The organism is Curtobacterium sp. MCLR17_051, assembly GCF_003234395.1.
In the GTDB taxonomy this organism is placed as follows: domain Bacteria; phylum Actinomycetota; class Actinomycetes; order Actinomycetales; family Microbacteriaceae; genus Curtobacterium; species Curtobacterium flaccumfaciens.
Genome location: NZ_QKTA01000016.1, coordinates 26924 through 52799 on the forward strand (window position 1 = coordinate 26924; position 25876 = coordinate 52799).

General features: G+C 71.5%; 26 protein-coding genes. 18 read left to right on the forward strand and 8 right to left on the reverse strand.

The window, feature by feature from the left end:
• Positions 1-3 precede the first annotated feature (3 nt).
• The 5 genes from DEJ06_RS13305 (at position 4) to DEJ06_RS13325 (ending at position 5094) form a co-directional block, all read left to right on the forward strand.
• Entirely contained in the window at positions 4-837 is an 834-nt protein-coding gene (locus DEJ06_RS13305; protein WP_111039617.1) for a trypsin-like serine protease, read from the forward strand.
• 169 nt (positions 838-1006) lie between these two features.
• The gene (locus tag DEJ06_RS13310; RefSeq protein WP_111039618.1) at positions 1007-2101 is read left to right on the forward strand and encodes a tyrosine-protein phosphatase; all 1095 of its coding nucleotides are present in this window, start codon (positions 1007-1009) and stop codon (positions 2099-2101) included.
• Positions 2102-2233: 132 nt separating this feature from the next.
• Positions 2234-3253: a LacI family DNA-binding transcriptional regulator gene (locus tag DEJ06_RS13315; RefSeq protein ID WP_111039619.1), complete on the forward strand. Its 1020-nt coding sequence runs from the start codon at positions 2234-2236 to the stop codon at positions 3251-3253.
• 168 nt (positions 3254-3421) lie between these two features.
• Positions 3422-4072, forward strand: a complete 651-nt coding sequence (locus DEJ06_RS13320; protein WP_111039620.1) for a 2'-5' RNA ligase family protein — start codon at positions 3422-3424, stop codon at positions 4070-4072.
• 2 nt (positions 4073-4074) lie between these two features.
• Positions 4075-5094, forward strand: a complete 1020-nt coding sequence (locus DEJ06_RS13325; RefSeq protein WP_181436889.1) for a LacI family DNA-binding transcriptional regulator — start codon at positions 4075-4077, stop codon at positions 5092-5094.
• An 83-nt stretch (positions 5095-5177) separates the two neighbouring features.
• Here DEJ06_RS13325 and DEJ06_RS13330 read toward each other — a convergent pair whose 3' ends face one another.
• Positions 5178-6050: an inositol monophosphatase gene (locus tag DEJ06_RS13330; protein ID WP_111039621.1), complete on the reverse strand. Its 873-nt coding sequence runs from the start codon at positions 6048-6050 to the stop codon at positions 5178-5180.
• A gap of 355 nt (positions 6051-6405) precedes the next feature.
• Here DEJ06_RS13330 and DEJ06_RS13335 point away from each other — a divergent pair, with 355 nt between their 5' ends.
• The 5 genes from DEJ06_RS13335 to DEJ06_RS13350 all read left to right on the forward strand — a co-directional run bounded on the left by DEJ06_RS13335 (position 6406) and on the right by DEJ06_RS13350 (position 10661).
• Positions 6406-7278 (forward strand): carbohydrate ABC transporter permease, encoded by an 873-nt coding sequence (locus tag DEJ06_RS13335; protein WP_228516251.1) that lies wholly within the window; start codon positions 6406-6408, stop codon positions 7276-7278.
• Positions 7278-7775: a hypothetical protein gene (locus tag DEJ06_RS13340; protein ID WP_258372534.1), complete on the forward strand. Its 498-nt coding sequence runs from the start codon at positions 7278-7280 to the stop codon at positions 7773-7775. The genes DEJ06_RS13335 and DEJ06_RS13340 overlap by 1 nt, the downstream gene beginning before the upstream one ends.
• Positions 7679-7999, forward strand: coding sequence for an ABC transporter permease subunit (locus DEJ06_RS18635; protein ID WP_258372535.1), 321 nt, complete (start codon positions 7679-7681; stop codon positions 7997-7999). Before DEJ06_RS13340 ends, DEJ06_RS18635 begins: the two co-directional genes overlap by 97 nt.
• Positions 7996-9330, forward strand: a complete 1335-nt coding sequence (locus tag DEJ06_RS13345) for an ABC transporter substrate-binding protein (RefSeq protein ID WP_111039623.1) — start codon at positions 7996-7998, stop codon at positions 9328-9330. Before DEJ06_RS18635 ends, DEJ06_RS13345 begins: the two co-directional genes overlap by 4 nt.
• A gap of 122 nt (positions 9331-9452) precedes the next feature.
• Positions 9453-10661: a glycosyltransferase gene (locus DEJ06_RS13350; RefSeq protein ID WP_258372517.1), complete on the forward strand. Its 1209-nt coding sequence runs from the start codon at positions 9453-9455 to the stop codon at positions 10659-10661.
• A 279-nt stretch (positions 10662-10940) separates the two neighbouring features.
• On the opposite strand, the gene DEJ06_RS13355 is transcribed toward DEJ06_RS13350, so the two are convergent.
• Entirely contained in the window at positions 10941-11546 is a 606-nt protein-coding gene (locus DEJ06_RS13355; protein WP_111039625.1) for a TetR/AcrR family transcriptional regulator, read from the reverse strand.
• A 99-nt stretch (positions 11547-11645) separates the two neighbouring features.
• Between DEJ06_RS13355 and DEJ06_RS13360 the strand changes: the two genes are divergently transcribed.
• From DEJ06_RS13360 to DEJ06_RS13375, 4 genes are all read left to right on the forward strand, one after another.
• Entirely contained in the window at positions 11646-12539 is an 894-nt protein-coding gene (locus DEJ06_RS13360) for an enoyl-CoA hydratase/isomerase family protein (protein ID WP_111039626.1), read from the forward strand.
• 49 nt (positions 12540-12588) lie between these two features.
• Positions 12589-13014, forward strand: a complete 426-nt coding sequence (locus DEJ06_RS13365; RefSeq protein ID WP_111039627.1) for an OsmC family peroxiredoxin — start codon at positions 12589-12591, stop codon at positions 13012-13014.
• A gap of 167 nt (positions 13015-13181) precedes the next feature.
• Complete coding sequence (locus DEJ06_RS13370) at positions 13182-14141, forward strand: aldo/keto reductase (protein ID WP_181436874.1); 960 nt, start codon at positions 13182-13184, stop codon at positions 14139-14141.
• A 152-nt stretch (positions 14142-14293) separates the two neighbouring features.
• A complete protein-coding gene (locus DEJ06_RS13375) occupies positions 14294-14638 on the forward strand; it encodes a hypothetical protein (protein WP_111039629.1) in 345 nt (114 codons plus the stop codon).
• Here DEJ06_RS13375 and DEJ06_RS13380 read toward each other — a convergent pair.
• Entirely contained in the window at positions 14635-15792 is a 1158-nt protein-coding gene (locus DEJ06_RS13380; RefSeq protein ID WP_181437345.1) for an alpha/beta hydrolase, read from the reverse strand. The two genes, DEJ06_RS13375 and DEJ06_RS13380, sit on opposite strands and share 4 nt — an antisense overlap.
• Before the next feature lie 188 nt (positions 15793-15980).
• On the opposite strand from DEJ06_RS13380, the gene DEJ06_RS13385 reads away from it, so the two are divergent.
• A complete protein-coding gene (locus DEJ06_RS13385) occupies positions 15981-16637 on the forward strand; it encodes a TetR/AcrR family transcriptional regulator (RefSeq protein ID WP_111039631.1) in 657 nt (218 codons plus the stop codon).
• A 45-nt stretch (positions 16638-16682) separates the two neighbouring features.
• Here DEJ06_RS13385 and DEJ06_RS13390 read toward each other — a convergent pair whose 3' ends face one another.
• The gene (locus tag DEJ06_RS13390) at positions 16683-17558 is read right to left on the reverse strand and encodes a hypothetical protein (RefSeq protein WP_146245865.1); all 876 of its coding nucleotides are present in this window, start codon (positions 17556-17558) and stop codon (positions 16683-16685) included.
• Positions 17559-17658: 100 nt separating this feature from the next.
• Here DEJ06_RS13390 and DEJ06_RS13395 point away from each other — a divergent pair, with 100 nt between their 5' ends.
• Positions 17659-18171, forward strand: coding sequence for a hypothetical protein (locus tag DEJ06_RS13395; RefSeq protein WP_146245866.1), 513 nt, complete (start codon positions 17659-17661; stop codon positions 18169-18171).
• 26 nt (positions 18172-18197) lie between these two features.
• On the opposite strand, the gene DEJ06_RS13400 is transcribed toward DEJ06_RS13395, so the two are convergent.
• Positions 18198-19547, reverse strand: coding sequence for a cation:dicarboxylate symporter family transporter (locus tag DEJ06_RS13400; RefSeq protein WP_111039634.1), 1350 nt, complete (start codon positions 19545-19547; stop codon positions 18198-18200).
• Between the two features lie 211 nt (positions 19548-19758).
• Positions 19759-20445: a hypothetical protein gene (locus DEJ06_RS13405; protein WP_111039635.1), complete on the reverse strand. Its 687-nt coding sequence runs from the start codon at positions 20443-20445 to the stop codon at positions 19759-19761.
• Positions 20446-20575: 130 nt separating this feature from the next.
• Between DEJ06_RS13405 and DEJ06_RS13410 the strand changes: the two genes are divergently transcribed.
• On the forward strand, positions 20576-21904 hold the full coding sequence (locus DEJ06_RS13410; RefSeq protein WP_111039636.1) for a glycosyltransferase: 1329 nt from the start codon (positions 20576-20578) through the stop codon (positions 21902-21904).
• Positions 21905-21988: 84 nt separating this feature from the next.
• Here the strand turns inward: DEJ06_RS13410 and DEJ06_RS13415 are convergent, their stop codons facing one another.
• The gene (locus tag DEJ06_RS13415; protein ID WP_111039637.1) at positions 21989-22750 is read right to left on the reverse strand and encodes a GntR family transcriptional regulator; all 762 of its coding nucleotides are present in this window, start codon (positions 22748-22750) and stop codon (positions 21989-21991) included.
• A gap of 240 nt (positions 22751-22990) precedes the next feature.
• Between DEJ06_RS13415 and DEJ06_RS13420 the strand changes: the two genes are divergently transcribed.
• Positions 22991-25162, forward strand: a complete 2172-nt coding sequence (locus tag DEJ06_RS13420) for a phosphocholine-specific phospholipase C (RefSeq protein ID WP_111039638.1) — start codon at positions 22991-22993, stop codon at positions 25160-25162.
• Positions 25163-25305: 143 nt separating this feature from the next.
• Here the strand turns inward: DEJ06_RS13420 and DEJ06_RS13425 are convergent, their stop codons facing one another.
• Positions 25306-25827: a hypothetical protein gene (locus tag DEJ06_RS13425; protein ID WP_111039639.1), complete on the reverse strand. Its 522-nt coding sequence runs from the start codon at positions 25825-25827 to the stop codon at positions 25306-25308.
• Positions 25828-25876: the final 49 nt, after the last annotated feature.

Below are 25876 nucleotides of genomic sequence, written 5' to 3' on the forward strand. Positions count from 1 at the left end.
CCCGTGACCCGCCACGCGCAACCGGCGCTCGTCCGCTCCCTGGCCGTCGCGGTGTCACTTGCCGCCGTCGTCGGGGCCACCCTCACCTGGGCTCCGTCGGCCTCGGCCACCACGAGCGACCCCGACCGGGTCGCAGCGCCGATCATCGCCGGCACCGAGGTCGGGGTCCCCGGCGGCACCTGCACGGTCGGTGCCGTGCTGACCGCCAAGGGGTTCCGGAGCCAGCTCAAGCAGTACCAGCGAGCCACCCGGTGGGTCGTGCTCGCGAAGCACTGCGCGCCGCTCCAGGCACCCGTGCAGCTCGACGGCGCGACCGTCGGCAACGTGGTCTGGCAGTCGGCGGAGTCGGACCTCGAACTCGCCGTCGTCCCGCCCCTGGCATGCACCCGGGCCCGCGCGACGACCGGCTCGTGCGACCCCTCCGTCGCAACGTGGGCGCCCCGGGCATCGGGCCGTGTGTTCAACCGGGTGGACGGGGACCTGGCACGCGCCGCCGTCACCGGCATCGGCAAGCCAGATGCCGATCCCTTCTGCACCAGCGGTGCGGCGAGCCGGCTGCTCTGCTCCTGGACGGCCACACGCGTGCCGGCAGGGAGCCATCCCGGCGTGCAGCACCTCGCCGCCGCGCGCGCCGGTGCCGGCGCGGGCATCGAGCCGGGCGACGCCGGCGGACCGGTGATGAGCGCCACGAACCGGTTGTACGGGATCGTCTCGGGCAGTTCGACGAGGGCTGCAACGGGCGCGACGAGCACGACGGGTTCGACGGTGCTGCTCTACACGCCCGCCCGGCAGGTCCTCACCGAGCTGTTCCGGTACCGGCTGGCCCCGGCGTCCTGAGCCGCTGGCCGCCGGGTGGGCGACTGAGCGCTACCTCATGACCCGGACACGCCCCGGCCACCTCGGCGCCACACCGCCGACGACCCGCGCCGCGATCCTGCGGGGAGCCGGACGCAACCACGTCCGGCTCCCCACGACCCCCGGGTCCTGATCAGATCGAGGTTGCCCCGTGTCCCCGCTCCGCCGCTCCCCACTCACCCACTCCCCACTCACCCGTTCGCCGCGCACCACCCGCGTCGCAGCGACCGCCCTCGCCGGCTTGGCCGTCGTCGCCTCCGCCGCGTTCTCCGTCACGGCAGCCCACGCCGACGACACCCTGCAGCCGGCCTTCACCGCCGCCGACCACCCGATCACCGACGTCCCCGGGCTGGTCAACGGCCGTGAGCTCGCCGCGGTCCACGGCCGGTCTGGTCAGACCGTGAACGCCCCGCGCCTGATCCGCTCCGAGTCACTCGACAAGATCACCGCCGCCGGGGCCACGTCCCTGGCCGACGAGTACCACGTCGACCTCGTCGTCGACCTGCGCACCCCGTCCCAGATCGCCGCGAAGCCGGACGTCGCGATCCCGGGTGCGCGCCACGTCGACATCTCGATGTTCGGCGCCGACGGCGACTACAGCGACGACACCGCGATGTACCACGACCTGGTCGACAAGGGCCGGGTCGACCAGGCGACACCCGGGTCGATGATCACCGCGTACCGCCGCGTGCTGCGGATCCTCGCCTCGCACACCAGCGGCACGGTCCTGATCCACTGCTCCCACGGCATGGACCGCACCGGCACCGTGGTGGACCTGCTCGACCGGGTGCTCGGCGTGGACAGCGCGGACATCCTGCACGACTACCTGCTCTCGAACACGCAGCTCGGCGTGACCTGGGCGACACCGCAGCTGCTGCAGGGCACCTTCGAGCAGGACATCGCGACCGAGTACGGCGGCATGGGCTCCTACCTGACCGACACGATCGGCGTGACCAAGCACGAGGCTGCCGCCCTGCGCGAGCGTTTCCTCGTGTCGAACGACGCCACCGTGTCCTCGATCGCGGTCGCCGGCGTGCGTGTCCACCTGCCCGCCGCTGCCTCGTCGCACGGTGCGACCGTGACCGCCCCGGTCCGGACGCTGCGCGTCGCCGACGTCCACGTGCACACGACGAACCCGAACGCGGCCGCCGCTGTGCACGTGTCCGGCCGGACGGCACGCATCACGGTCACCGCCCAGGACGGCACCACGAAGAAGGAGTACCGCCTGACGGTGCGGCACCGCTAGCCCAACGCCGACCGCCCGCGGCCAGCGCCGGGCGGCCGGCGTGACCAACTGTTCACCACCACCGTCGCCCGGTCCGGGCGTCCCTCCGGCTACCGTGACACTCGTGCAGTCCTCCAGACAACGGCGCCCGCGGTGACCGGACACCCCACCGTCCCGACCATCCACGACGTCGCCGCCCTGGCCGGTGTGTCGAAGTCGGTCGTCTCCCGCGCCCTCGCCGGCGCGTACGGCGTGGCTCCGTCGACGACCGAGCGGGTCAAGCGGGCCGCGCTCGACCTCGGCTACGTCGCGAACGCGAACGCCCGCGGCATGTCGGCACACCGCACGCACACGCTCGGGGTGTTCGTCCGCGACGCCTCCACCCCCTTCTACGGGCACCTGCTGACCGCGTTCCAGCTGCAGGCCGCGGCGCGCGGGTACCGCGTCGTCACCGCCACGGGTGCGGGGTCGTTCCCGGTCAGCGAGGAACGCCGGGCGCTCGAGACCCTGGTCTCCCTGCGCGTCGAGGGGCTCATCGTCTGCAGCGGCGCCCTGCCGATCGCCGACGTCCTGCCGTTCGCCCGGCGCATCCCGACCGTGGTCTCCGGGCGCCCCGAGACGAACGATGCAGTGAGCAGCGCGTACTGCGATGAGCGCGGCGGCGGACGCGGGCTCGCCGACCACGTCGCCGACCTCGGACACCGACGCGTCGCCGTGCTGACGGTCACACCGTCCGGGTCACTGACGCAGTCGGCACGCACCGACGCGATGGTGCGCCGGCTGCGTGCACGCGGCGCCGAGGTGCTCCGGATCCGCTCCGAGGACCACGGAGCAGACCCCGAGGACCTCGACTCGTTCGTCGAGCAGGTCCTGCGGGCCGGAGGTGTCACGGCGATCATGGCACCGAGCGACCGCTGGGCCGTCGGTGTGCTCGAGTCGATGCGCCGCCGCGGCCTCCGCGCACCGGACGACCTGTCGGTCACGGGCTACGACGGGGTCGCTCCACTCGCCACCGAGCTGCTCGGCATCACCTCGTGGCGACAGCCACTCGGCCTGATCGGTCGTCTGTCCGTCGACGACGTGGTCGACCAGATCGACGGCCGCTCGACGGGCGTCACCCACAACGCGGTCGACGGCACCCTGGTACCGGGCCGGACCGCCGCCCGCGTCTGAGCGCCGGGCGGAGCGCACCGACGAGAACGGCCGGCCCCGCGCCGCCGACACCCATCGTTCACCGTTCCGTCACGGACCGACGGGTGAGATCCGGGCCCGTCCGGTCGATCATGGGGAACGTTCCCGACCATCGGGAACGTTCCCCATCGACCGACCACGGACGGACCCATGCCCCAGAACGTCACCGCCAAGCTGCCGCGCGACCCGAGCGACCCCTACCGCCACGGCATCTACCTGCGCCCGGACGCCCGCACCTGCCGGGCCGTCACGGTCGTCACCGACCAGCTCCGCGCGCAGTACGGCCTGCTGTCGGCCGGCGCCTTCCCACCGCACGCGACGCTCGTCGGCAGCCAGCCGTTCGGCAGCCACGAGGACCAGGTCGTCGCGGCCGTCACGGCGCTGCTCGACGGCCGACCGGCGTTCGACGTCCACAACGCCGGCGTCCGTGAACAGGGCATCGGGTTCGTCTACGACGTCGCGACCCGACCGGACGGCTCGCACAACGACGACTTCGTCCGGCTCGCCGCCGACATCGAGGCCGCGGTCGCACCGTTCCGGCAGCCGATGCAGGTCCCGCTGGCGAACGACTACGACCCGGAGCAGTACCGCGCGCACCTCTCCCTCGCCTCGCACGACCTGTACGGCCGGCCGGACCTGCACGACGAGGTCGGCGCGTTCATCCGCGAGCTCGACGTCGACGTGCCGACCGGGTTCCGCGGCGACACCGTCGTGCTCTACCGCACCGCGAGCCCGGACTGGTCCGGTCGCTGGTGGCAGACGATGACGTGGGAGCACGTCCACACCTGGAAGCTCGCCTGACCGTGGCCGCGACCCTCCGCGACGTCGCCGAGCGGTGCGCCATCTCGCGATCGCTCGTGTCACTCGCCCTGCGGGGCGACGACGGTGTGTCCCGGCCACGTCGGGAACTCGCGGTGCGGACGGCGGACGAGCTGGGCCTCCCGGTCGGTTCGCTCGCCAGGCGACGCGCGCAGGGCGCGCCGCTCGTACTCGGGGTGGCCGTCACCGAAGCCGCGAACCCGTTCCACGACGAAGCGCTCCGGAGCGCACGCGCGACCGCGCAGACCCTGGGGTTCGCGCTCCGCGTCGTGGACGGGTTCCGGGACCCTGCCCGGCTGGCCGACGGCCTGGAGGCCCTGCACGCCTCCCACGGATCGGCCGACGGCGTGCTCGGGGTCGCGGTCCTGAGCAGTCGGCTCGCCCCGGCACGGCTGGCTGCCGTCGCGCGCGACCTGCCGGTCGCGGTCGTCGGGTCGAGCGGGTCGGCGCTCGCCGGCCTCGGACTCGACACCGTGCGCGCCGACGAGGAGGCGGGCATGCGCGCGCTGGTGCTCCACCTCGCTGCACTCGGGCACCGGCGCACGTGCTTCGTGGCGGAGTCCGACCACCCCTCGACCACTCGTCGTGCCGTCGCGCACGCCGCGGTCACCGCGCAGCTCGGCGCACCGGGCGACCACCGCGTCGACGACGTCGAGGCCCTGGCAGCCGACCCGGCGCGGATCGCGCGACACCTCGGCGACGGGGTCACGGCGTTCGTCGCGACGAACGACGCGACCGCGGCACGGCTCGTGGCGATCGCCGACGGCGCGGGGCTCGCGCTCCCCCGGATGGCGGCGGTGACCGGGTTCGACGGCACCGGTCTCGGCGAACGGCTCGACCTGACGAGTGTCGACCAGCCGCGCGTCCGGATGGGCGCGCGGGCGGTCGAGCTCGTGGTCGAGCGGCTCCGGGGTCGCCGCGGCGACCGGCACGAGGTGCTCCCGACGCACCTGCTGCCGCGTGGGTCCACCGCCAGGGCGGTCGCCGGGCACCCGCTCGGCTGACCGCTCGCGACGCCCGCGTCGAACCGGTCGGCGGCCCGGTCTGCGGCTCAGTCGGCGGGCCGGCTGGCGGCCCGGTCGGCGGCTCAGTCGGTGGCGGTCGTGACCGACAGCTCCTGCACCCGGCGCACCAGCTCGGCGTGCGATCCCCCGGCGCCGGCGGCGACGTAGTCGTCGGCCAGGTGCGCACGGTCGACGGCTTCGCCCCCACGGAAGCCCCGGAACCACCCGCCGGCGCGCTCGAGCACCAGCGCTCCGGCCGCGACGTCCCACGGGTGCGTGGCGAAGCCCATCGTGACGTCCGACCACCCGGCGGCGACGTGCACCAGGTTGAGGGCGCCGCTGCCGAGGCTGTGGTGGTGGCGGTACCGGAGCGTCAGGTCCCGGAGCAGGTCGAACGCCGCTGCTTCGCCGAGCAGGTCGAGGTCCTGCTGCACCGGGAAGCTCGTCAGGACCGTCGCTGCGTCGTCCGGCCCCGACGACGAGTGCATCGGCGCACCGTCGAGCCAGGCGCCGACGTCGTCCGCCGCGAACACGTGGTCGGCGACCGGGTCGAAGACCACCCCGGCGACGACCTCGCCGTCGACCTCGGCCGCGATCGAGATGCACCAGTACGCGAGTCCGCGGGCGAAGTTCGCGGTGCCGTCGATCGGGTCCACGATCCACCGCACCACGGGGCCCGCGGTGCTGCCGACGCCCCCGGCGGTGCCGGTGGTGTCGGTGCCGCCGGTGGTGCCGCCTTCTTCGCCGAGCACGACGGAACCCGGCACGGCGGCGGTGAGCACCGCCGTGATCGCCTCTTCCGCGGCGCGGTCGTGCAGGGTCACCACGTCGTGCGCGTCGCGCTTCGTGCTGATGGTCATCGGGGCGCGGAACACGGCGAGCAGGTCGGGCGCGACGGTGCGCGCGGCCTCCTCGGCGATCGCCCGGAGTGTCTGGGGAGCAGGAACGGTTCGCATGGTCCCCGGTTCTACGACGTCGAGGCCCCTGGACGGCGAACCACGCCGGTCGACGGGCCGAACCCGAGGTGAACGCGCGGCGTGCGGCGATGAACGTCGGCACCCGATCGGCGGAGGGGTTGAACGCGGCGTGAACGGGTGACGGCGGGTGGTCGACGTGCCTTGACCGGTCTCCGACCCCCGCCGCACAGTGGAGTCGTTCCCGGTTAGGGAACGTTCCCTACTCGGAGGAGTCCGCCCCATGACGGTCCCCGTCAGGTCCGGCCTGGTCGCCGGTCCCCCGCGTACCGCAGGGTCGCCGCGGTCACCGCAGTCGCCGCATCCGCCCCGGGCGACCCGGACGACGCGGTCCTCGTTGCGCTCGGACCGCCGGCTCGGTCTGGTGCTCCTCGCTCCGGCGCTGCTCGCGTTCGCGGTCTTCGTCTTCTACCCGCTCGGCCGCGTCCTGGTCCTCAGCACCCAGGGCACGGACATCTTCGGTCAGCCGGCGGGCTCGGTGGGGCTGCAGAACTACGTCCGCACGTTCACCGACCCCGCGTTCGGACGGACGATGCTGACCACCGCGGTCTTCTGCGTCGGCGTGGTCGTCGGCCGCATCGTGTTCGGTCTGCTCGTCGTGATCCCCCTGACCGTGAAGCTCCGCGGCCTGCCGGTCTTCCGCGCACTCCTGACGGCACCCATGGTCGTGTCCGTGTCAGCGGGGTCCGTCGCGTTCGCGGCGATGCTCGCACCCGGCAACGGGCTGCTGAACACGGTGATCACCCAGTTCGGCGGCGCGCCCGTGCCGTTCCTGACGAGCACGCAGTGGGCCCTGGCGAGCGTCATCGTCGTGACGATCTGGGGGTCGCTCGGGTTCACCGTGCTGCTCCTGCTCGGAGCGTTCGGCGCCATCGACCAGGACGTCATCGAGGCGGCGCACCTGGACGGCGCCGGGCCCGTGCGGACACTCTGGTCGATCTCGTTGCCGCTGGTCACGCCGACGCTCTTCTTCGTCGTCGTGACCGGAACCGTCGAGGCACTCACGACCTTCGGGCAGATCCAGATCCTCACGGGCGGCGGTCCGGCCGACTCGTCGAAGACCCTCGTCTATGCGATCTACCAGCAGGCGTTCGGGTCCGGCAGCGCGAACTTCGGTCTCGCCGCCGCGCTCGGGGTCGTGCTGTTCCTGCTGGTCCTCGGGCTGTCGCTGGTGCAGTTCGGCGTGCTCGAGAAGCGGGTGAACTACTGATGCGCCCCGTCACCGCACGCCGGCTCCGGAGCGTCTTCGTCTACGCCTGGCTCATCATCGCGGTCGTCGTCGTCTGCTTCCCGCTCTACTACGTGTTCGAGGGCGCGCTCACCCCGACCCGGTACCTGCACCAGGGCCTCGCCGGTCTGGTGCCGATCCACCTGACGCTCGACAACATCGTCCGCGCCACGCAGGTCGTCCCGCTCGGGCAGCAGTTCCTGAAAAGCGTCGTCGTCACCCTCGCCCAGACGGTGCTGCAGGTCGTGATCGGCATCATCACCGCCTACGCCCTGGTGTTCTGTCGACTCCGGGGCACCCGCGCCCTGTTCCTCGTCCTGCTCGCCAGCATGATGATCCCCGGCGAGACGACCCTGATCGCGAACTACCTGACCGTCTCGTCGTGGCACCTCATCGACACGGCGCCGGACACTTCCGGTTCATCCGGTCCATGCTCCTGCCGCTCACCCGCCCGACGCTCGTCTCGGTCACCCTGGTGAGCGCGACGGCCGCCTGGAACGGGTTCTTCTGGCCGCTCCTCGTCACCAACTCGCCGGAGCACCGCACCGTGCAGGTCGGCATCGCCCAGCTGTCCGACGCCGAGGCCGCCGACATCGGCGTGGTCCTCGCCGGCGCCGCCATGGTGACCCTCCCCGTCCTGGTCCTCGTCCTCGTCGCCCAGCGGTTCCTCGCCGGCGGCCTGACCGCCGGCGCGCTCAAGTGACGACTCGTTCCACCACCCTCACCGCACTCGCCACCGGGGCAGTCGCGGTCCTGGCCCTGACCGGGTGCTCCACGTCGAGCTCCGCGTCGGACAGCTCCGGCCCCGTCACCGTCGACTTCTGGCACGCCATGTCCGGGCCGCCCGCGACCGAGCTCGACGCGCTCGTCGCCCGCTTCAACAAGGAGAACGACCAGCACATCACCGTGAAGTCGTCGTTCCAGGGCGACTACGCGGCCGTCCAGACGAAGTACACGGCGGCGGTGCAGTCCGGCTCGACGCCGGACCTGCTCATGATGAACGACGTGTCGACCGGCTTCATGATCGACTCCGGCCAGACGGTGTCCCCCGCGAAGATCAGTGGATCGACGTCGGGCACCGACACGATCGCCCCGGCCGCCGCCACGTACTACAGCGACGGCAAGGCACTCGCGGCGATGCCGTTCTCGGTCTCGATGCCCGTGCTCTACCTGAACAAGGCACTCGTCGCGAAGGCCGGCCTCGACGCCACGAGGCCGCCGAAGACGCTGGCGCAGGTGGCGACCTGGGCCGAGAAGATCCACGCCGCGACCGGTGGCTACGGCATGAGCATGAACATGGGCGACTCGTGGATGCTCGAGGAACTCAGCGCCTCGGGCGGCCAGCCCTTCTGCACGCCGGACAACGGGCGGAAGGGCAAGCCGGTCACCGGCGTCTCGCTCACCTCGGACACCCAGGTGCAGTTCATGACCACGCTGCAGAAGCTCTACCAGGACGGCGCTGCCCTGAACCCCGGCACCGACTCGACCGTCCAGAACTCGGCGTTCTCGAGCAACAAGGTCGGGATGCTGCTGACCTCGTCCGGTGCCTACACGACGGTCGACCCGGACGGCTCGAAGTCCGTCGTCGCCCGGTTCCCCACCACGTCGGCCTCCGACGACGCCGGGCAGGTCATCGGCGGCAACGCGCTGTGGATCTCCGGCAAGGGCCACTCGTCCGCCGAGCAGCAGGCGTCGTACACGTTCGCCAAGTGGCTCCAGACGCCGGACGTGCAGGCCGAGTGGGCGAAGGCGACCGGCTACGTCGCGATGAACACCGACGCCCAGGACACCACCGTGGGCAAGCGCTCCCTGTCCGACCCGAACATCGCCACGATGTACCAGCAGCTCGCCGACGACCCCACGAGCGTCGCCGCGGCCGGCTGCATCACCGGCGCGTTCCCGACGGTGCGCGCCACCGTCATCGGCGCCTTCAACCGGATCGTCGAGGGTGCCGACGTCGAGTCGACGATGCAGGACGCGGAGCAACAGGCCGGCAAGCAGATCGAGTCGTACAACGAGGCCGCCGGCAAGTGAGCACGGTCCGTGCGTGAGCGCCCCGCGAGGCTGACCAAGGGTTCATGGAGCGCGACCGTCGTTCGCCATACGGTTGTCTGACGAAGCGGGCAGGCGGTCCGCGCGACGATCGGAGCCCTGTTGTGTCTGCTGCGAACGGCCGGCCCGGCTACGGGGCTCCGGAACCCCTGCGCATCGTGTTCTCGTTCCCACGCGGGCGGGGACACCTCGCGCCGATGCTGCCGCTCGCCCGCGCTGCCAGCGCTGCCGGACACCGGACCGCACTGAGCGGCGCACGCGAGGCCGTCCTCGAACAGACCGGGTTCTCGCACCGGCAGCCGCGGGACGTGGAGCTGCCGGCGAGCAGGCCGGGCACCGGCACCCTGACCCCGATCGACCCGAGCACGGTGCTCACCCGCGTCCCCCAGGTGTTCCTGGGGGACGCGGCCGCCGGGGCCGTCGTCGACGTCGGACGGCTGGTCTCTCGGTGGACGGCCGACCTCGTGGTCTGCGGGGAGTTCGACTTCGGCGCGATGACCGCCGCCGAACGAGCCGGGGTGCCGTGCGTGGTGGTCCTGGCCTTCGCCTCGGCTGGCGGGACCTGGCGCGACGCGGTGCGAGAGCCGCTCGAGGCGCTCCGCCGACGCGCGGGACTCGGGCCCGACCCGCAGCAGCAGATGCTCGGCGGCTCGCTCACCGTCGTCCCGTTCCCGCCGTCGATGCGATCCGGGCACGAGCTGCATGGTCCGGTCATCCGGATGCGACCGGACACCTGGTCGTCACCACCGTCGGATGCCGCGGCGTGGTTGGCCGCCGGCAACGGACCGCGCGTCTACGTCACGCTCGGCACCGAGTTCAACACGAAGTCAGGCGACCTGTTCGCTCGGCTCATCGACGGGCTCGCCGCCCTGCCGGCGCGGATCCTCGTGACGACCGGACCCTGGGTCGACCCGACGACCTTCCCGGTGCCGGCGGGCCCGGGAGTGATCCGGGTCGAGCAGTACGTCCCGCAGGACTCGGTGCTCGGGCTCGTGGACCTCGTGGTGAACCACGGCGGATCCGGATCGGTGACCGGGGCGCTCGCGCACGGGGTGCCCCTGCTGGTCCTGCCGCTCGGTGCGGACCAACTGCCGAACGGCAGCTGCATCGAGACCCTGGGCGCCGGACTCGTCCTCGACGCCGCGACGGCGACCCCGGCGGACATCCGCACCACTGCGTCGCAGCTCCTGACCGAGCCGTCGTTCCGCGTCGCAGCCGGACGGGTCCGGACCGAGATCGTGACAGGTGACCCCCCGGCCGTCGTCCTGGCCGCCGTCGAGCGCCTGGTCGGCTGGACGCCCGCCCCGCGGTGAGGAGCGCAGGTCCCGCCACACCACGGCGGCGCGGCTGTCCGACGGTCAGCTCGTTGGTCAGCGAGGTTCTGTCGGTGCCTGCGGCGGCGTGTGCTAGTTCGGCGGGAGTTCCCAACCTGCATCGCTGCCGCTGTCCGGCAGCGCATGACCCTCCTCCGCGGCCGTCGGGATGCCTGCGGCGCCGAGCTCATAGCTGAACAGCCGATGCAGGACCGCGAAGCGGCCATCGAGGCACCTCGTCGCTCACGTCTCGGATCGTCAGCAGGTTGACGGAAGAAGTCAGTGGCTGCCGGACGAGACGGTCGCTGCATCGATGAGCACCGCTGCGGCGGCGCGGGCCTCCGCCATGATGTCGCGCGACTGAAGAGAGGTCGTCAGCGCCCGCGATCCCTCGAAGAGGACCGAGATCTGGCGCGCCAACGAACCCGGATCCGACGCGCCGGCCTCCGTGGCGGTTGCCGTGAGCTTCGCCAGGAACGCGGTCTTGTGCCGGATCACGGCTTCCCCGACGGCCGGCATCGTGGCGGCCGCTTCCACGCTGGCGTTGTGGAAGGCACAGCCGCGGAGGGGGGCGTTGTCGGGAAGATCGGCGAACATCCCCAACAGGCGATCGCGCGGGCTCAGCTGCACCTGGTCGAGGACCCGCTCACTGTCGATGCCGGATTCCTCGAACTGACGGAGGTACTCATCGACGATCAGGGCCTTGCTCGGAAAGTGGTCGTACAGGGTGCGTTTGGACACGTGCGCGACCTCGGCGAGCCGTTCCACGCCGGTGGTGACGATCCCCTCCTCGTAGAAGAGCGTCGCCGCTGCCTCGAGGATCCGTCCGCGAGCCCCGCGACCGCTCCGTGACCGCTTCTCGGGTGCAGCTGATTCCGTCGTCATGCCTCAAGTATACCGATCGTTGTGGTTTGGCTCCAGCTTGTGTACGTTCGTGGTGTTGCACACCGATCGGTGTACTTCGCCATCCCGAGGAGCAGAACCATGACTGAAGCCGTCACCCTGACGCCGCGATACGACCACTCCGGTCTCACCGTCCCGTTGCACATCACCGAGGAGAGCCCGGGCTTCGTCCGCGCGACGTTCGCGAACCCGCCCATGAACATGCTCGGCCCCAGCGTCTACGCGGCACTGCGTCTCCTTGTCGAGCGCATGGAGACGGACCCTGCTCTCAAGGTCGTCGTCTTCGACAGCGCGGATCCTGACTACTTCCTCTCGCAGCTCGACGTCCAGAACATGTCCGACGTGCCTGACGTGCCCGGTGCCGCGTCCCTGCCGGAGACCTGGCACGACTTCGTCACACGGATGGCACACGCCCCGGTCATCACCATCGGCTCGGTGCGTGGCCGCACTCGCGGGATCGGGGACGAGTTCGCGCTTGCCCTCGACATGCGCTTCGCAAGCATCGAGAAGGGCGTGTTCGCACAGCCGGAGATCGGCTCCGGTGCCGTCCCGGGCGGAGGCGGCTTCGACTGGCTGCCGCAGCTGGTCGGACGTTCCCGAGCGCTTGAGGTCCTGGCATCCGGCAACGACTACGACGCTGTCACCGCAGCGGAGTACGGGTGGATCAACCGAGCGCTCCCTGACGCCGAACTCGATGGTTTCGTCGATCGCCTGGCCGGACGGCTCGCGAGCTTCGACAAGCACGCGCTCGCGACCGTGAAGCGTCTGGTGAACGAGCGCGTCGCGCCGCCTTCGGCGGGAGACCTCCTGCAGTCGTTCCGCGAGATCCTCGACGCGATCCCTCGCCCCGAGACCCAGGAGCGCTTCGGACTGCTCGTCGCTCGCGGCTGGGCACAGGACACGCAGACCGACCTGGACCTGCCGGCGGTCATGGGCGCTGTCAGCGCCGAGCTCGCCACCCAGGCACAGCGATGAACCACCAGCTGCACGACGCCACCATGCCGGCGTCCGCACGAGGCGCACGATGATCGCGGCAGGCACGGCTCAGTGGAGCGGGTCGTGGAAGGAAGGACGTGGGTCGTTGTCGACCGGCACAGACACCCTCGCTGATGTCCCGTACGACTTCGCCAGCCGTTTCGAGGGCGCAGACGGAGCGATCCCGGAGGAACTCCTCGCGGTCGCCTACGCCGGCTGCCTGAACCAGGCCTTCGCGAACGTGTTCGGGTGGGGTAACTTCACCGCGGAGTTCATCGAGACGACCGTCGACGTCGACAACGAGCTGAGCCTCGACGTCACCCAGGCGGGACCGATCACGATCACGATGCGCGCGAAGGTGCCCGGCATCGAACCCGGCCAGTTCCAGGGACTCGCGATCACCGCGGCACGGGGGTGCCTCATCTCACGGTTCCTCAAGGTCGAGCCGAAGATGACGTTCACCCTCGTGGACTGAGCACTGCGAACAGCGGCGCGGACAGCACCACAAGATGCCGCTCCGCGCCGCTGGCCCCGCACGTCAGCGCCTCCGCTGCGGCGCTCGCACGTACGTAGGGACCGATGAGACCAGCAACAGGCGAGCGACCGGACCTCGAGCCCGACGCCGCCGCGGAAGGAACACTGATGACGTGGATCGAATCCACCCACTCCGGCCGCCGCGAACAACTCGGACCGTTCATCCTCGGCACCGGCAACATCGGCGGCATCGCCATGTCGACAGGCCCCGGCATCGGATTGTCCGAAGACGAGGGACTCGCCCTGCTCGATCGAGCGGTCGCAGAAGGGTTCACGGCGTTCGACACCGCTGACGCCTACACAGGAGGCACGAGCGAGCGCGTCATCGGACAGTGGAACCGGACGCATCCGGACAGCTCCACCCTCACCCAGACGAAGACCGGTGTGACCGCGAACGGGCCGGATCTGGACCCGGAACGGATCCGGAGGCAACTCGCAAACAGCACGAAGACCCTCGGGCACGTCGACCTCTACCTCGCGCACACCACCGATCCCTCCACCCCCTGGGAACGATCGCTCCCGGTGTTCAGCGACGCCGTCGACGACGGCAGGATCCGCGCGTACGGCCTGTCCAACGTGAACGCCATCCAACTAGCCGACGCACTCGCGACCGCAGATCGCCTCGGACTCCACCGACCCGAGATCGTGCAAAACTCCTACTCCCTGCTCGACCGGAGCGACGACCGGGACGTCCTGCCCCTGGTCACAGCAGAACGCCTCGCGTACACGCCGTTCTCCCCACTCGCGAACGGCATCCTGGCGGGACGCTACAGCGATGGGCAGCGACCACAGACCGGCAGCCGCGCCAGCACTGCGCCCCACGCGGAACGGCGCCTCGGCGACGCCGAGCTGATGGACACCGTACGTCGCTTCGACACACTCGCCGCCGACCACGGCATCTCACCCGCCGGACTCGCCCTCGCTTGGTTGCTCAACCACGCCGCTGTCACCGCTCCCATCGTCGCTTTCAGCAAGGAGCACCACTGGCGCAGTATCGACGAGTCGCGTGCCTTCGACTGGGACACGAACCTCGACGACGCACTCGACACCCTGTTCGCGATCTCGTGACCTGCAGCGCTCCTGTCCCATGGATGCCGGACAACCAGCCGGAGGATCAGTGAGCCGACGACCATGCGGGCGATCGACCGAGGAGGACCGAACCAAGCTCAAACACCGAAAGCGGCAGCGTCCGGGCATCGGCCTCCTTGGACAGCTTTCGCGTGACCACCCTCTACAACTTCACCAACCCAACGGCGAAGCCCGGCCTGAACTCGGGCATGATCTCGACGGTGACGGACAAGAACATCGGTGGCACCGGCTCGGTGCTGAACATCGACTTCCTGGTCCGCGCTATCGACGGCCAGACGATCATGACGGCCAGCGCGAACGTCGAGAACGACTTCGGTTCCTCAGGGCGCCAGCACGCGTGCGCGCAGTGGGAGCACGACCAGTGGTCTCGCGTCGCTGCGCAACTCCAACGCGGCCAGCCCGCTAGGGCGCACGAGCCGCGGCACACCTGCGGCTCCGCCGCCTCAGTAGCAGGCGGGTTACGGGGCGTGGCCTAGGGGGCGAGGTTGCGCTTCTCCAGCCAGTTCTCGGTGACAGTCATCTTGACTTGGCCGCCGATGCTGTCCTCTGTGGCGTCGAATCCGTGCCAAGCGAAGGGGACCTGCACGATCGTGGCGTCGGCGCCCGCTTGTTTCGCCTGTTTCATCACCTCGTCGTTGCCCTTGGCGGGGATGAAGTCATCTCGCTCGGGCTGCAGGACGAGAGTCGCCGGGATCGCGGTGCTGAGGTAGGTCGAGGGTGACACTGCTCGGACGTGGTCGGGGACGTCAGCAGGTGCGCCACCGAGGAAGAAGCGCGTGAACTCCTGCGGGTTGAAGCTCGGCAGGGGTGAGGCGCCGTGGTCGTACGTGTAGTCGATGTTGCTCACGGGATACCCGGCCACGACGGCGTCGGGAACGGGGACCTTGCCAGCTCCGGGGCACGTGGAGGGGGCGGCACCCGCGGCGGCGGACCAGCCGAGGAGCATGGCGAGGTGGCCGCCTGCGGAGTCACCCATGACGGTCAGCTTGCCGGTGTCAGCGCCGACGTCCTTCGCCAGCTTGTCCGTCCAGGTCAGGGCGCAGGCGACGTCGGCGGGGGCTTCGTCCCATGTTGCGTGCGTGGCGTCCGCGAGCCGGTAGTCGACGTTGACGACGTACCAGCCCCGATCGGCCCACCGCTGCGCGAGACTGTCGGACTCTTCCGCAGTACCGCCGTACCAGCCGCCGCCATGGATGTACATCATCACCGGCGCGCCCTTCGGGCCGCCCTTGGGTTCGTAGATGCGCGCTTGCTGGGCCTTGCCGCCAGCCGTGACGTAGGTCGTGATCTTGGTCGGGGTCACGGGCGTGTTCGTCAGCGCCAGAGTGCGGGCGAAGTTCACGGAACCGCCGTTCGCCGTCGCCGAATGCACCAGGGCTGCGGTGATGCCGGTCGAGGCGACCAGCGCCCCAAGGGCGAGAACAGAGGCGATGCCCCGGATCACGGGTCGTCGCCGTGCCCGCCAGAGGGGAACGCAGAGAAGAACAGCGATGACACTGACGATCACCAGGTGTGGCGCGAAATAGCCCCAGGCCATCGAGCCGCCGAGCGTCACGATGTTGCTCGTCGCGGGAACGAGGTTCCCGGCAGCGAGGACGACAACAAGGCCCCCCAGGACGGCGCCGACCACGGCAGCGACGGTCCACGCCCACCGGAAACGCGCCGGACGGTCTCTGCCAGTCCGCTCGTCCTGCGGAGGTAGGGACTGGGGTGACTGCTCGTTCGTGCTCATGGTGCCCTTCATGCAAGCCGACGTGGTGAATCGAGACTACGTCTAAACATCGACGCCGTCTAGCATTTGGGCGTTACACTCGGCGTATGAGTTCCCCTGCAATCCCGCGCGGACGCCGCGAGATGTTGAAGGCCCGCTCACGACGCGCGATCCTCGACGCGGCCATCGCGTTGGTCGCCGAACGGGGTGGCCCCGCCTTCACCGTCGAAGAACTCGCCGAGCGTGCTGACATGTCTCGGGCGACGGTGTTCAACTACTTCCCTTCGGTGTCAGACGTCTTGGTGACGGCGAGTGTCGAGCAGTTCGAGACTGCGTGGGCGACGTTCGACGAAGTGAGTGCGGCCGCGCCAGGGACCGACGGTTCTCGTGCCGCTGTCTTTGACGAGGTGTCTCGGTCATTGCGCGCCACGAGCATGCCCGACGTGATCGTGTCCGTCGGAGCAGTCGTCGGGCGAGGCGACGAAGCGTCACCCCGGCACGAAGCCCTGCTCCGACAGGTCATGGACCGAACCTCGCTGCACCTGGCCGAGCATCTCTCCACCCGCTACCCGAGTTGGAGCCGTCTCGAAGTCGATCTGCTCGTTGGATCGCTCATGAGCGGCGTCACGGTCGCCTCGAGCCACTGGCTCCTGAACGAGGGCGGGGACCTCAGCACAGAGTCCAGGGCCACCTGGACCCGGATGCTCGACAGCGCAATCGAGGGGTCACGAACCGGCTACGGCCAGAACAACCGACCCACCTGAGCTGTCGATCCACTGCGCCGGAGCGACGACCCGACGACTCTCGGGTCAGCGCACGAGGCAGATCGTGCGGAAGTCGACGTCCGGACCGGGCCGTGTGTACGACGAGCCGCTCTCGAGCCAGTCGGCGGTCGGCGCGATCTGGTCGGGCACCGTGTCCTCTTCCGACCGCGCGTCGATGCCCTCGGACTCCCAGTACGCGCGGACGCGGTCCACGTCGCGGTTCGCATCCTCGATCAACGTGTGGTCCTCGGGCAGGAGTTCCTTGCCGTCGGCGTCCGTGTAGTTGTCCGGGTGGTACCAGTACCGCCACCTGACCCCCTGGTGCGCGTTCGACAGCTGGCACTCCTCGCTGTACGCACCACCGGCCCGCTCGCCATCGCGGTAGGCGGACTTCCGGTCGCCGCCGAGGATCCGAACCGTGCGGTCTCCGATCCGCTCGAGTGTGGCGCGGGCGTCGCCGTCGGCGAAGTGCCGCTCGGCATCGGTCGCGGGCTGCGCGCGCTGTCGGGCGTCGGCGACCATGCTCCGCACCTGTGACGTCAGGACCAGGCCGTTCCACGGTACGGCGATGACCAGCACGACGATCGCCGCGACCACGGCGGCCAGCGAGTGCCGCGGTTCGCGCCGACGAGCCCGGACCTGCACGACGAGCACGACCACTGGGATCCCCACGGCGAGCACGGCGCCGATCACCAGCCGTGCCAACACGCCCCCGGCACCGAGCCGGTCGTCCATCGACCCGAAGTCGCGCGCCAGGTACGCCCCGATCTGGACCGCCCAGCTCACGACGAGCAGCACCGGCAGCACGAGTGCGATGGCGATCGCGTTCCCTCGCCCCGTCGTCGGGCCCGTCCCCTGGTCACGCCAGTCCTGCTGTTCCGTGCCCATGCCGGCCCCCGCCCCCGTGGTGTCGGGGACCATCCTGCCAGCAGAACGCGCCCCGGGTCCGCGGGCGACGCCTTCGCCCCACCCCCGAATCGGTGGTGTTCCAGCGGCGCCTGTTGCTGCCAAGATGACCGACGTGACCACGACCACGCCTCGCGCCGATCCCGACGCCGCTGCCGACGGCTTCGAAGGCGGCTGGTTCCGCGTCGACGACGACCTGGAGCACCTGGACGACGTGGTGTGGCGACCCGCCACGGACGCGGACGACACAGCGACCACCCCCGGCCCTGCCGCCGTCATCGTCGGTGGCGAGCCCCGCGAGCACGTCGGTTCGACGCTGCCGTTGGCGCAGCTGGCGGAGATCGACGTGGCACGTCAACGCACCGTGCGGAAGCTCTGGCTCAGCCCGATCACCATCGTGGTTTGTCTGCTCGTCGTGACCGCGCTCGAGGTCTCGGGTCTGCCGTGGCGGACGGACCTCGGCAGGCAGCTCCTGGTCGGACTCGGCACGGCTCTGCCGGTCGACGCGCTCTGCATCGCGATCTGGTGGCGGATCACGCGTGACCCCTCGGGCGCCGTCGTCCGCAAGATGGGCGGCCACCGGACCCGCCAGCAGTACGACCAGCAGCGCGCCGTCCTCGAACGCTGACCGCGCCGCGAGCGCGCCCCGACCCCTCAGCGAACCGGCGCCGACACCGCCGCTGCGCCCGCTGCGTGCGACGGCTCCGACGACGGCCGCACCCCTCGACCGGGCCGCAGCACCGCGTCCACCCGCTCACGGTCGAGCTCGCCCTGCCACCGCGCCACCACGAGCGTCGCGACGCAGTTGCCGAGCAGGTTGACGCTCACCCGCATCGCGTCCATGACCCGGTCGGCACCGAGCAGCAGCGCGACGCCCGCGACCGGGAACAGCCCGAGGCTCGTCGCCGTCGCGGACAGCGCCAGGAACGACGAGCCCGGCACCCCGGCCATGCCCTTCGACGTCAGCAGCAGCACCCCGAGTGCGGCCACCTGCTGCTCGAGCGTCAGCGGCACCCCGAACGCCTGGGTCAGGAACAGCAGCGAGATCGACAGGTAGATCGCCGCCCCGTCCAGGTTGAACGAGTACCCCGTCGGCACGACGAGCCCGGCGACGCTCCGTGAGACGCCGACCTCGGTGAGCCGGGTGATCATCCGCGGCAGGACGGCCTCGGTCGACGCGGTGCCCAGGGCCAGCCCGAACTCGGCGCGGGTGTGCCAGACGAACCGCCAGATCGGCACCCCGGACAGCAGCCACCCGCCGACGAGCAGCGCCACGATGAACACCGCCGCTGCGCCGTAGCAGGCCGCGATCAGCAGCCCGTACGACCCCAGGGTGTCGATGCCGTACTGCCCGACCACGTACGCCATCGCGCCGAACGCACCGAGCGGCGACAGACGCATCACCCAGCCCAGGATCCGGTAGACGACCTCGAGGCACAGGTCGAGGCCCCGCACGAGCGGCCGCGCACGGTCACTGCCGATGGCGGCGATCGCCGCGCCGACGAACACCGCGAAGACGAGCACCTGCAGGATGTCGTTGGTCGCGAACGCGTTCACGACGCTCGACGGGATGAGGTCGAGGATGAAGGTCCCCGCGTTCGGAGCCGTGCCGCCCGCGGTCTTCGCCGCCACGGCCGAGGCGTCGAGCGACGACGGGTCGATCCGCAGGCCGGCCCCGGGGCGCACGAGATTGCCCACCAGCAGCCCGAACACGAGCGCGCACGACGACGCGAGCAGGAAGTAGATCATCGCCTTGCCGGCGATCCGTCCCACGGAGCGCAGGTCCCCGACGTGCACGATGCCCGTCACCACGACGATGAACACGAGCGGCGCGATGACCATCTCGATCAGCCGGATGAACCCCTGCCCCACCACGTTGAGCACCGGCGCGGCCGCGGGGAAGCAGACCCCGACGGCGATGCCGAGGGCCACCCCGATCGCGATCTGCACGAACAGCGAGTGGTACCAGCGAGCGGGAGCACGATCCGTGGTGGTGACGTCCATGCATCCACCCCACAGGGCGTGTGTTTCATCGACGTTGCGAGTCTGTTCCCACCTGCCGCGCCGCGCGCCCACCGAAACAGGTGGCCGGCCCGCGCACGCCGGCCCGCGTCCTGGGGTGTCACGAGACGGACTGGAGACCCGGTGCCAGCCGGCACCGAGCCTCCAGTCCGTCACCCGCCCACGTCGCGAGCCGCACGCGCGACCGCGGCAGCTAGCTGCCGTTCGCCTCGACCACGTGCCACACGAGCATGCCGACCGTCACGAGGGTGCCGAGCACCGAGACGATCGCCGCGACGACGCCGAGCCGGCGTCCGCGACCGGGCCGCACGATCGCGACCACCGCGAGGATCGACGCGACGAACTGGAACGGCCACCCGAGCACGAACACCGACGGCCAGCAGCTGCAGTACAGCCCGGTCAACGCGAGGAACATCGCGAGGAGCGGGACCCCGAGTCGGTTCGCTCCCGTCTCGCGAGTTCCGGCGGTCCCGCCGTCCGAGTCGTCGTCGAGCGGGCCGCCCGGGTACGGGTTGTCGGGGCGGAGCGCCTGCAGCGCCCGGATCCGTTCGGCGTCGAGCGCACCGTCGCGGGCACGGGCGGCATCGGCCAGCGCGAGGGCGTCGTTGCCGTGCCCCGCAGCCTCGTGCTGGGCGATGGCCCACGCGAAGAGCGCGCGCTGCCGGGGGTCCGAGCGGGTCGCGGCGTCGACCGCCCAACCGAGCGTCGTGAGGAAGAGCAGGCCCCCGAACGCGAGCAGGACCGCCCGCCCCGGCTCGTCGGGGTCCACCCGGAAGAGCACCACGCTGCACACCACCATGCCGACGCCGAACAGGGCCGTCGCCCCGATCTGGCCGCGCCAGTAGCCGTTGCCCGAACTCGCCCCCGCGGGTGTGGTCATGCAGCGACCCTAGCGTCCGGGTGCCGATGCTCGAGGACTCTCACCCACTCCCAGTCCGTGCCGCGCCACGCGCCTGCTCGCCGCACCTACGCTCCGAACGTCCGGCCATCCCCCGACGGAAGCGGCCCCCGTGTCCTCGTACCTGCTCTGCGCCCCGCCCGTCTACGGCCACCTCGCGCCCCTCGTCGACGTGGGCCGCGACCTCGCGGAGCGCGGCCACGAGATCACCGTGCTGACGGGGTCCAAGTACCGCGACCTCGTCGTCGGCGCCGGGCTCCGGTTCGTGGCGCTGCCCGCCGACGTCGACTTCGACGACGCCGATCTGCAGGAGCGGCTCGCCGACGCCAGTGCGGCACGCGGGATCGCCGTCGTCCGCGAGGGCATCATCGCCATGTTCGTCCGCGCGATCCCGTCCCAGTACCGCGCGCTGACGGCGCTGCTGGCAGCGGGGCGCTTCGACGCGGTGCTCGGCGAGGCGTCGTTCACCGGGCTCGCGCCGTACCTGGCCCTGCCGTCCGCGGAGCGTCTGCCCGTGCTCGGGATCGCGACCACCCCGGTGACGCTCACCAGCGTCGACGCGGCACCCTTCGGCACTGCGCTCTCCCCGGGACGCGGGCCGGTGGCTCGCGCGCGCAACCGACTGCTCACCGCCGCGATCCACCCCGTGCTCACCCGGCCGCTGCGTCGAGCGGTGGACGCCGTGCTCGCCGAGGTGGGGGCACCGCCGTCGACGATCGACACCTTCGACTTCGCGTACCGCGCGTTCGACACCCTGTTCCAGCTGAGCGTCGCGGAGCTCGAGTACCCGCGGCGCGAGCTCCCCGACTCGGTCCGGTTCGTCGGTCCGGTCGTGGCCCGCGCGGCACCGACGCCCGCGGCCGACCTGCCCGCGTGGTGGGACGACCTGGACACCGACACCCCGGTGGCGCTCGTGACCCAGGGCACGATCGACACCGTCGACCTCGGCCGGCTCATCGCGCCGACGCTCCGCGCGCTGGCGGACGAGGACGTCCTCGTCGTCGCGACCACCGGTGGCCGCCCCGTCGACCAGGTCGACCGCGCGCTCGGCACGGCACTGCCCGCCAACGCCCGGGTGGCGACCTTCCTGCCCTACGACCAGCTGCTGCCGCGGTGCAGCGTCGTCGTCACGAACGGCGGGTTCGGCGGCGTGCAGCGTGCCCTCGCACACGGCGTGCCGCTCGTGGTCGCCGGGTCGACCGAGGACAAGCCGGAGGTCGCCACCCGGGTCGCGTGGGCCGGGTGCGGGCAGAACCTGCGTTCCGGGACGCCACGACCGGCGGCGATCCGTCGGGCGGTCCGCGAGGTCCTCGCCTCGCCGACCCACCGCGCCCGCAGCCGTCAGGTCGCGGCGTCGATCGCGGCCCTGCCGGACCCCGTCGACGTCATCGAAGCAGGGTTGGCGGCGGCCGCCGCCGCGGACGGCACCCCGCGACGCTGACCCCGCCTGCCGGCCCACGTCGTGGGGTCGAGATGAGACGGACGGGAGGCCCGGTGCCAGCTGGCACCGGGCCTCCCGTCCGGCTCATCCCGCGTCGTCGTGCCCGGTGCCGGTCGGCGGTACCGGTACCGGTACCGTTGCGGACGACGTCCGGATCCGGAGCGGCACCGTCCCGGCGACGTACCGGTCGTCGCCCGCCTCGAGCGGGCGGCCGTCCTCGGCGGTGCTGGACCGGCGCACCTGCAGGAGGGCCGCGCCGCCCCGGACCCCGAGGAGCGCGGCGTCGGCGTCGTCGGCCAGCAGCGCGTCCACGGTGGTGACGGCGGCACCGACCCGGATGCCGAACCGGTCCTCCAGGGTCGCCGACACCGACGTCTGCCCGCCCGGGATCGTCCGGATGACGGCGGCGACCCACGGCGCGTAGGCGGTGCGCTCGAGCATGACGTCCACACCGTCGAGGGAGCGCACCCGCACGACGTGCAGGACGGGCTCGTCGTGCGCGGCGCGGAACAGGCGCCGCTCGCGCACGGTGGCCGGTCGTTCCTCGACCGCCACGACCCGCCCGCCGGGCTCGTGCCCCCGGGCCCTGGCCAGCTGACCGAAGGACTCGAGCGCGCCGGCGTCGTGACCGAGCGTCGTGGTGCGGACGCGCCAGCGGGAGCCGGCACGTGCCGTCAGGACCTGCCGGTCGCGGAGCAGCTCGAGCGCGTTCCGCACGGTGCCGCGCGCGACGGCGTAGTCGGCCGCCAGGTCGTGCTCGGCCGGCAGGACACCCGTGGCGTCGAACTCACCGCGGAGCACCCGGTCGGCGAGGTCCTCAGCGATGTCCCGGAACAGTGGTCGCACCCGGTGATCCTCCCCCGCCGCGGCAGGAGCTGTCCAGGTGCGTCGGAGTCCTCGCGGGATCGACACCGGAACCACAGGGCCGAGCCGCGGCGCACCTGGACAGGTCGATCCCGACTCCACCGGACGCGTTCACTCCGCCGCCACGGCCGGGCAAGGCACGGTTCAGCGCACCTCGTTGTCATGCTGACGGGTGCTCCTCCCCCGCAGCGCCCGCACTCCCACCGACCTGGAAGGCCCGCGATGAGCACGAGGAAGCCCGAACACGGCGCACCCGACGTCAGCCTGGACGCCGCACCACCGCTGACCCCGGACGCGGCGTACACCGCAGCGGTCCGCCCCGGCCTGAGCCGCCGGACGGTCCTGGTCGGCGGCGCAGCAGCGATCATGGCCGGCGTCGCCGCAGGGTCCGCGTTCGGACCGGGCGCGGCCGACCGCGCCAGCGCCGCGACCGCTCGTGCCGTCCCCACCGGCACGATCGCCGACGTCAAGCACGTCGTCGTGCTCATGCAGGAGAACCGGTCGTTCGACCACTACTACGGCACGATGCCCGGGGTCCGCGGGTTCTCGGACAAGCAGGCGCTCGAGCTGCCGACCGGACACGACGTCTTCCACCAGCCGGCGGCGGCCCGCACCGACGGTGGCGCCATGCTGCCGTTCCGGCTCGACACCACCCGGTTCAACGCGCAGAACGCCGACGGCCTCGACCACTCCTGGGGCGGTGGGCACACCGCGTGGAACGGCGGAGCCTGGAACCGGTGGGTCGACGCGAAGAGCGCCCAGACGATGGGCTACTTCACCAGCGAGGACATCCCGTACCAGCGCGCACTCGCCGGGGCGTTCACGGTCTGTGACGACTACCACTGCTCGCTCAACGGTCCGACGACGCCGAACCGCCTGTACCAGTGGTCCGGCACCATCGACCCCCGCGGTGCCCAGGGCGGACCGGCGACCGACAACCCGGCGGACTACGAACCGGTGTTCGCCTGGACCACCTACGCCGAACGGCTGCAGGCGGCCGGGGTCACCTGGAAGACCTACGCCAACGACGAGGTCGGCGACAGCTCCGCCGACCCGTACGTCGGCGACTACGGCGACAACCCGCTCTGGCTGTTCGAGCAGTACCACCGCGCGCTCGCGTCCTCCGATCCCGCCCAGCAGGAGCTCGCCGCGCGTGCCGGTCTGCACGACGGGTGGAAGCCGAACTCGGGCAAGGGCCTCGACGTCACCCACCTGCTCAGCCAGTTCGGGCAGGACTGCGCGACCAACAGCCTGCCGACCGTGTCGTACGTCGTCGCACCCTACGGCTGGAGCGAGCACCCGGCGGCCAGCCCGGACTACGGCGCCCACTACACGAACGCCGTCGTGCAGGCGCTCTTCAGCAACCCGGACACCTGGGCCTCGACCGTCCTGCTCATCAACTACGACGAGAACGACGGGTACTTCGACCACGTCGTCCCCCCGTTCGCCGAACCCGGCACCCCCGACGAGTACGTCGACGGCCTGCCCATCGGCATGGGCGCCCGCGTGCCGATGACCGTGGTGTCCCCGTGGAGCCGTGGCGGGTGGGTCAACTCGCAGGTGGCGGACCACACCTCCGTGATCCAGTTCCTCGAGCACGTCACGGGCGTCCGCGAGCCGAACATCTCCGACTGGCGGCGGACCGTCTCCGGGGACCTGACGAGCTGCTTCGACTTCAGCACCCCCGACGCGAGCATCCCCGGCGCCGACGTGGTCCCCGGCATCGAGCAGACCCGCGCGCTGGTCGCGGCCGCCGACGCCGACCAGGCGAAGCCGCCCATCGAGGAACCCGCGATCGGCGCGCAGACCGTGCCCGTCCAGGAGCCCGGCACCGTCCGCCGTCGGAGCCTGCCCTACCGACAGCACGCGGACGCGACCGTCGACCGGAGCACCGGTCGGGTCACCGTGACCCTCGCGAACGACGGTCGCCAGGGGGTCAACTTCCTGGTGTACCCGAACACCGCGATGCCGTTCGCCGCCCACCCGAAGACCGTCCCCGTCGGCGCCACCGCCGACTGGGCATGGGACACCACGACGACCGACGGCGCGTACGACGTCAGCGTCTACGGACCCGACCGGTTCCTCCGGCGCTTCGCCGGCACCGTCGAGGTCGGTGGTCCGGCGACCGGCGGTATCCCGCACGTCTCGGTCGTCCGGGACACCCGCGGTCGGCGCACCCTGCAGCTCCTGCTCGAGAACACCGGCCGGGCCGAGCTCCGCTTCGTGCTCGTGGCCAACGACTTCGTGGAGCACCGCGAGACCGCGCACGTCCGCGGCTCCGGGCACAAGACGATGCACTGGCCGCTCGACGAGTGGGGGTACTACGACGTGGTCGTCACCGCCGACGGTGTGCCCGGGTTCCGGTACCGCTTCGCCGGGCGCGCGGAGCGCTGAGGCGGGCCGACCCGCGTGGGTCGGCAGGGGCGGTCAGGCCGCGTCCACGACGGACGGGAGGCCCGGTGCCAGCTGGCACCGGGCCTCCCGTCCCGTCTCGTGACCGTCACACGTCCGTCCCGCGTGCCGTCTCGCTTGCCGTCTCACGCGTCGGCGGCGGTCCCGGCGGGTGCCACCGGTGTGACCGGGGTCGCGGCGTCGGCGTCGGCGTCGGCGGCGTCGGCGTCGGCGTCGGCGTCGGCGTCGGCGTCGGCTCGCGCAGCCTGTCGGGCCAGCGCCGCGTCCAGGAAGCGTTCGACGAACGGCAACGCCACCACGATCGCACCGATGACGGCCGCGACGGGGACGATCACCGTCCAGCCGCGCAGGATCGAGTAGATGTTGGCGCCGAGGACGACCCACACCACGACCGTGAGCGGCCGCACCGGACCGGCGTCGGCGAGCAAGTTGATCGCGTCGACGGCCGCGGGCAGCCCTCGCCGTCCGAGCAGTGTCAGCATGACCCCGATGACGATGAACCCCATCGCCCGGACGGTGCCGACCCACGCGACGTCGCTCGCCGGATCCGCCAGCACACGCTGGATGAACACCACCGCCGACAGGACCCCGACGGCGAACAGGGTGACGATCACGAGGACGGTCAGGAGACGGACGGAGCGGCGCACGAGAACTCAGCATAGGGACCCGTCGGGGGCGCCCGTCGCGGCGCCCCCG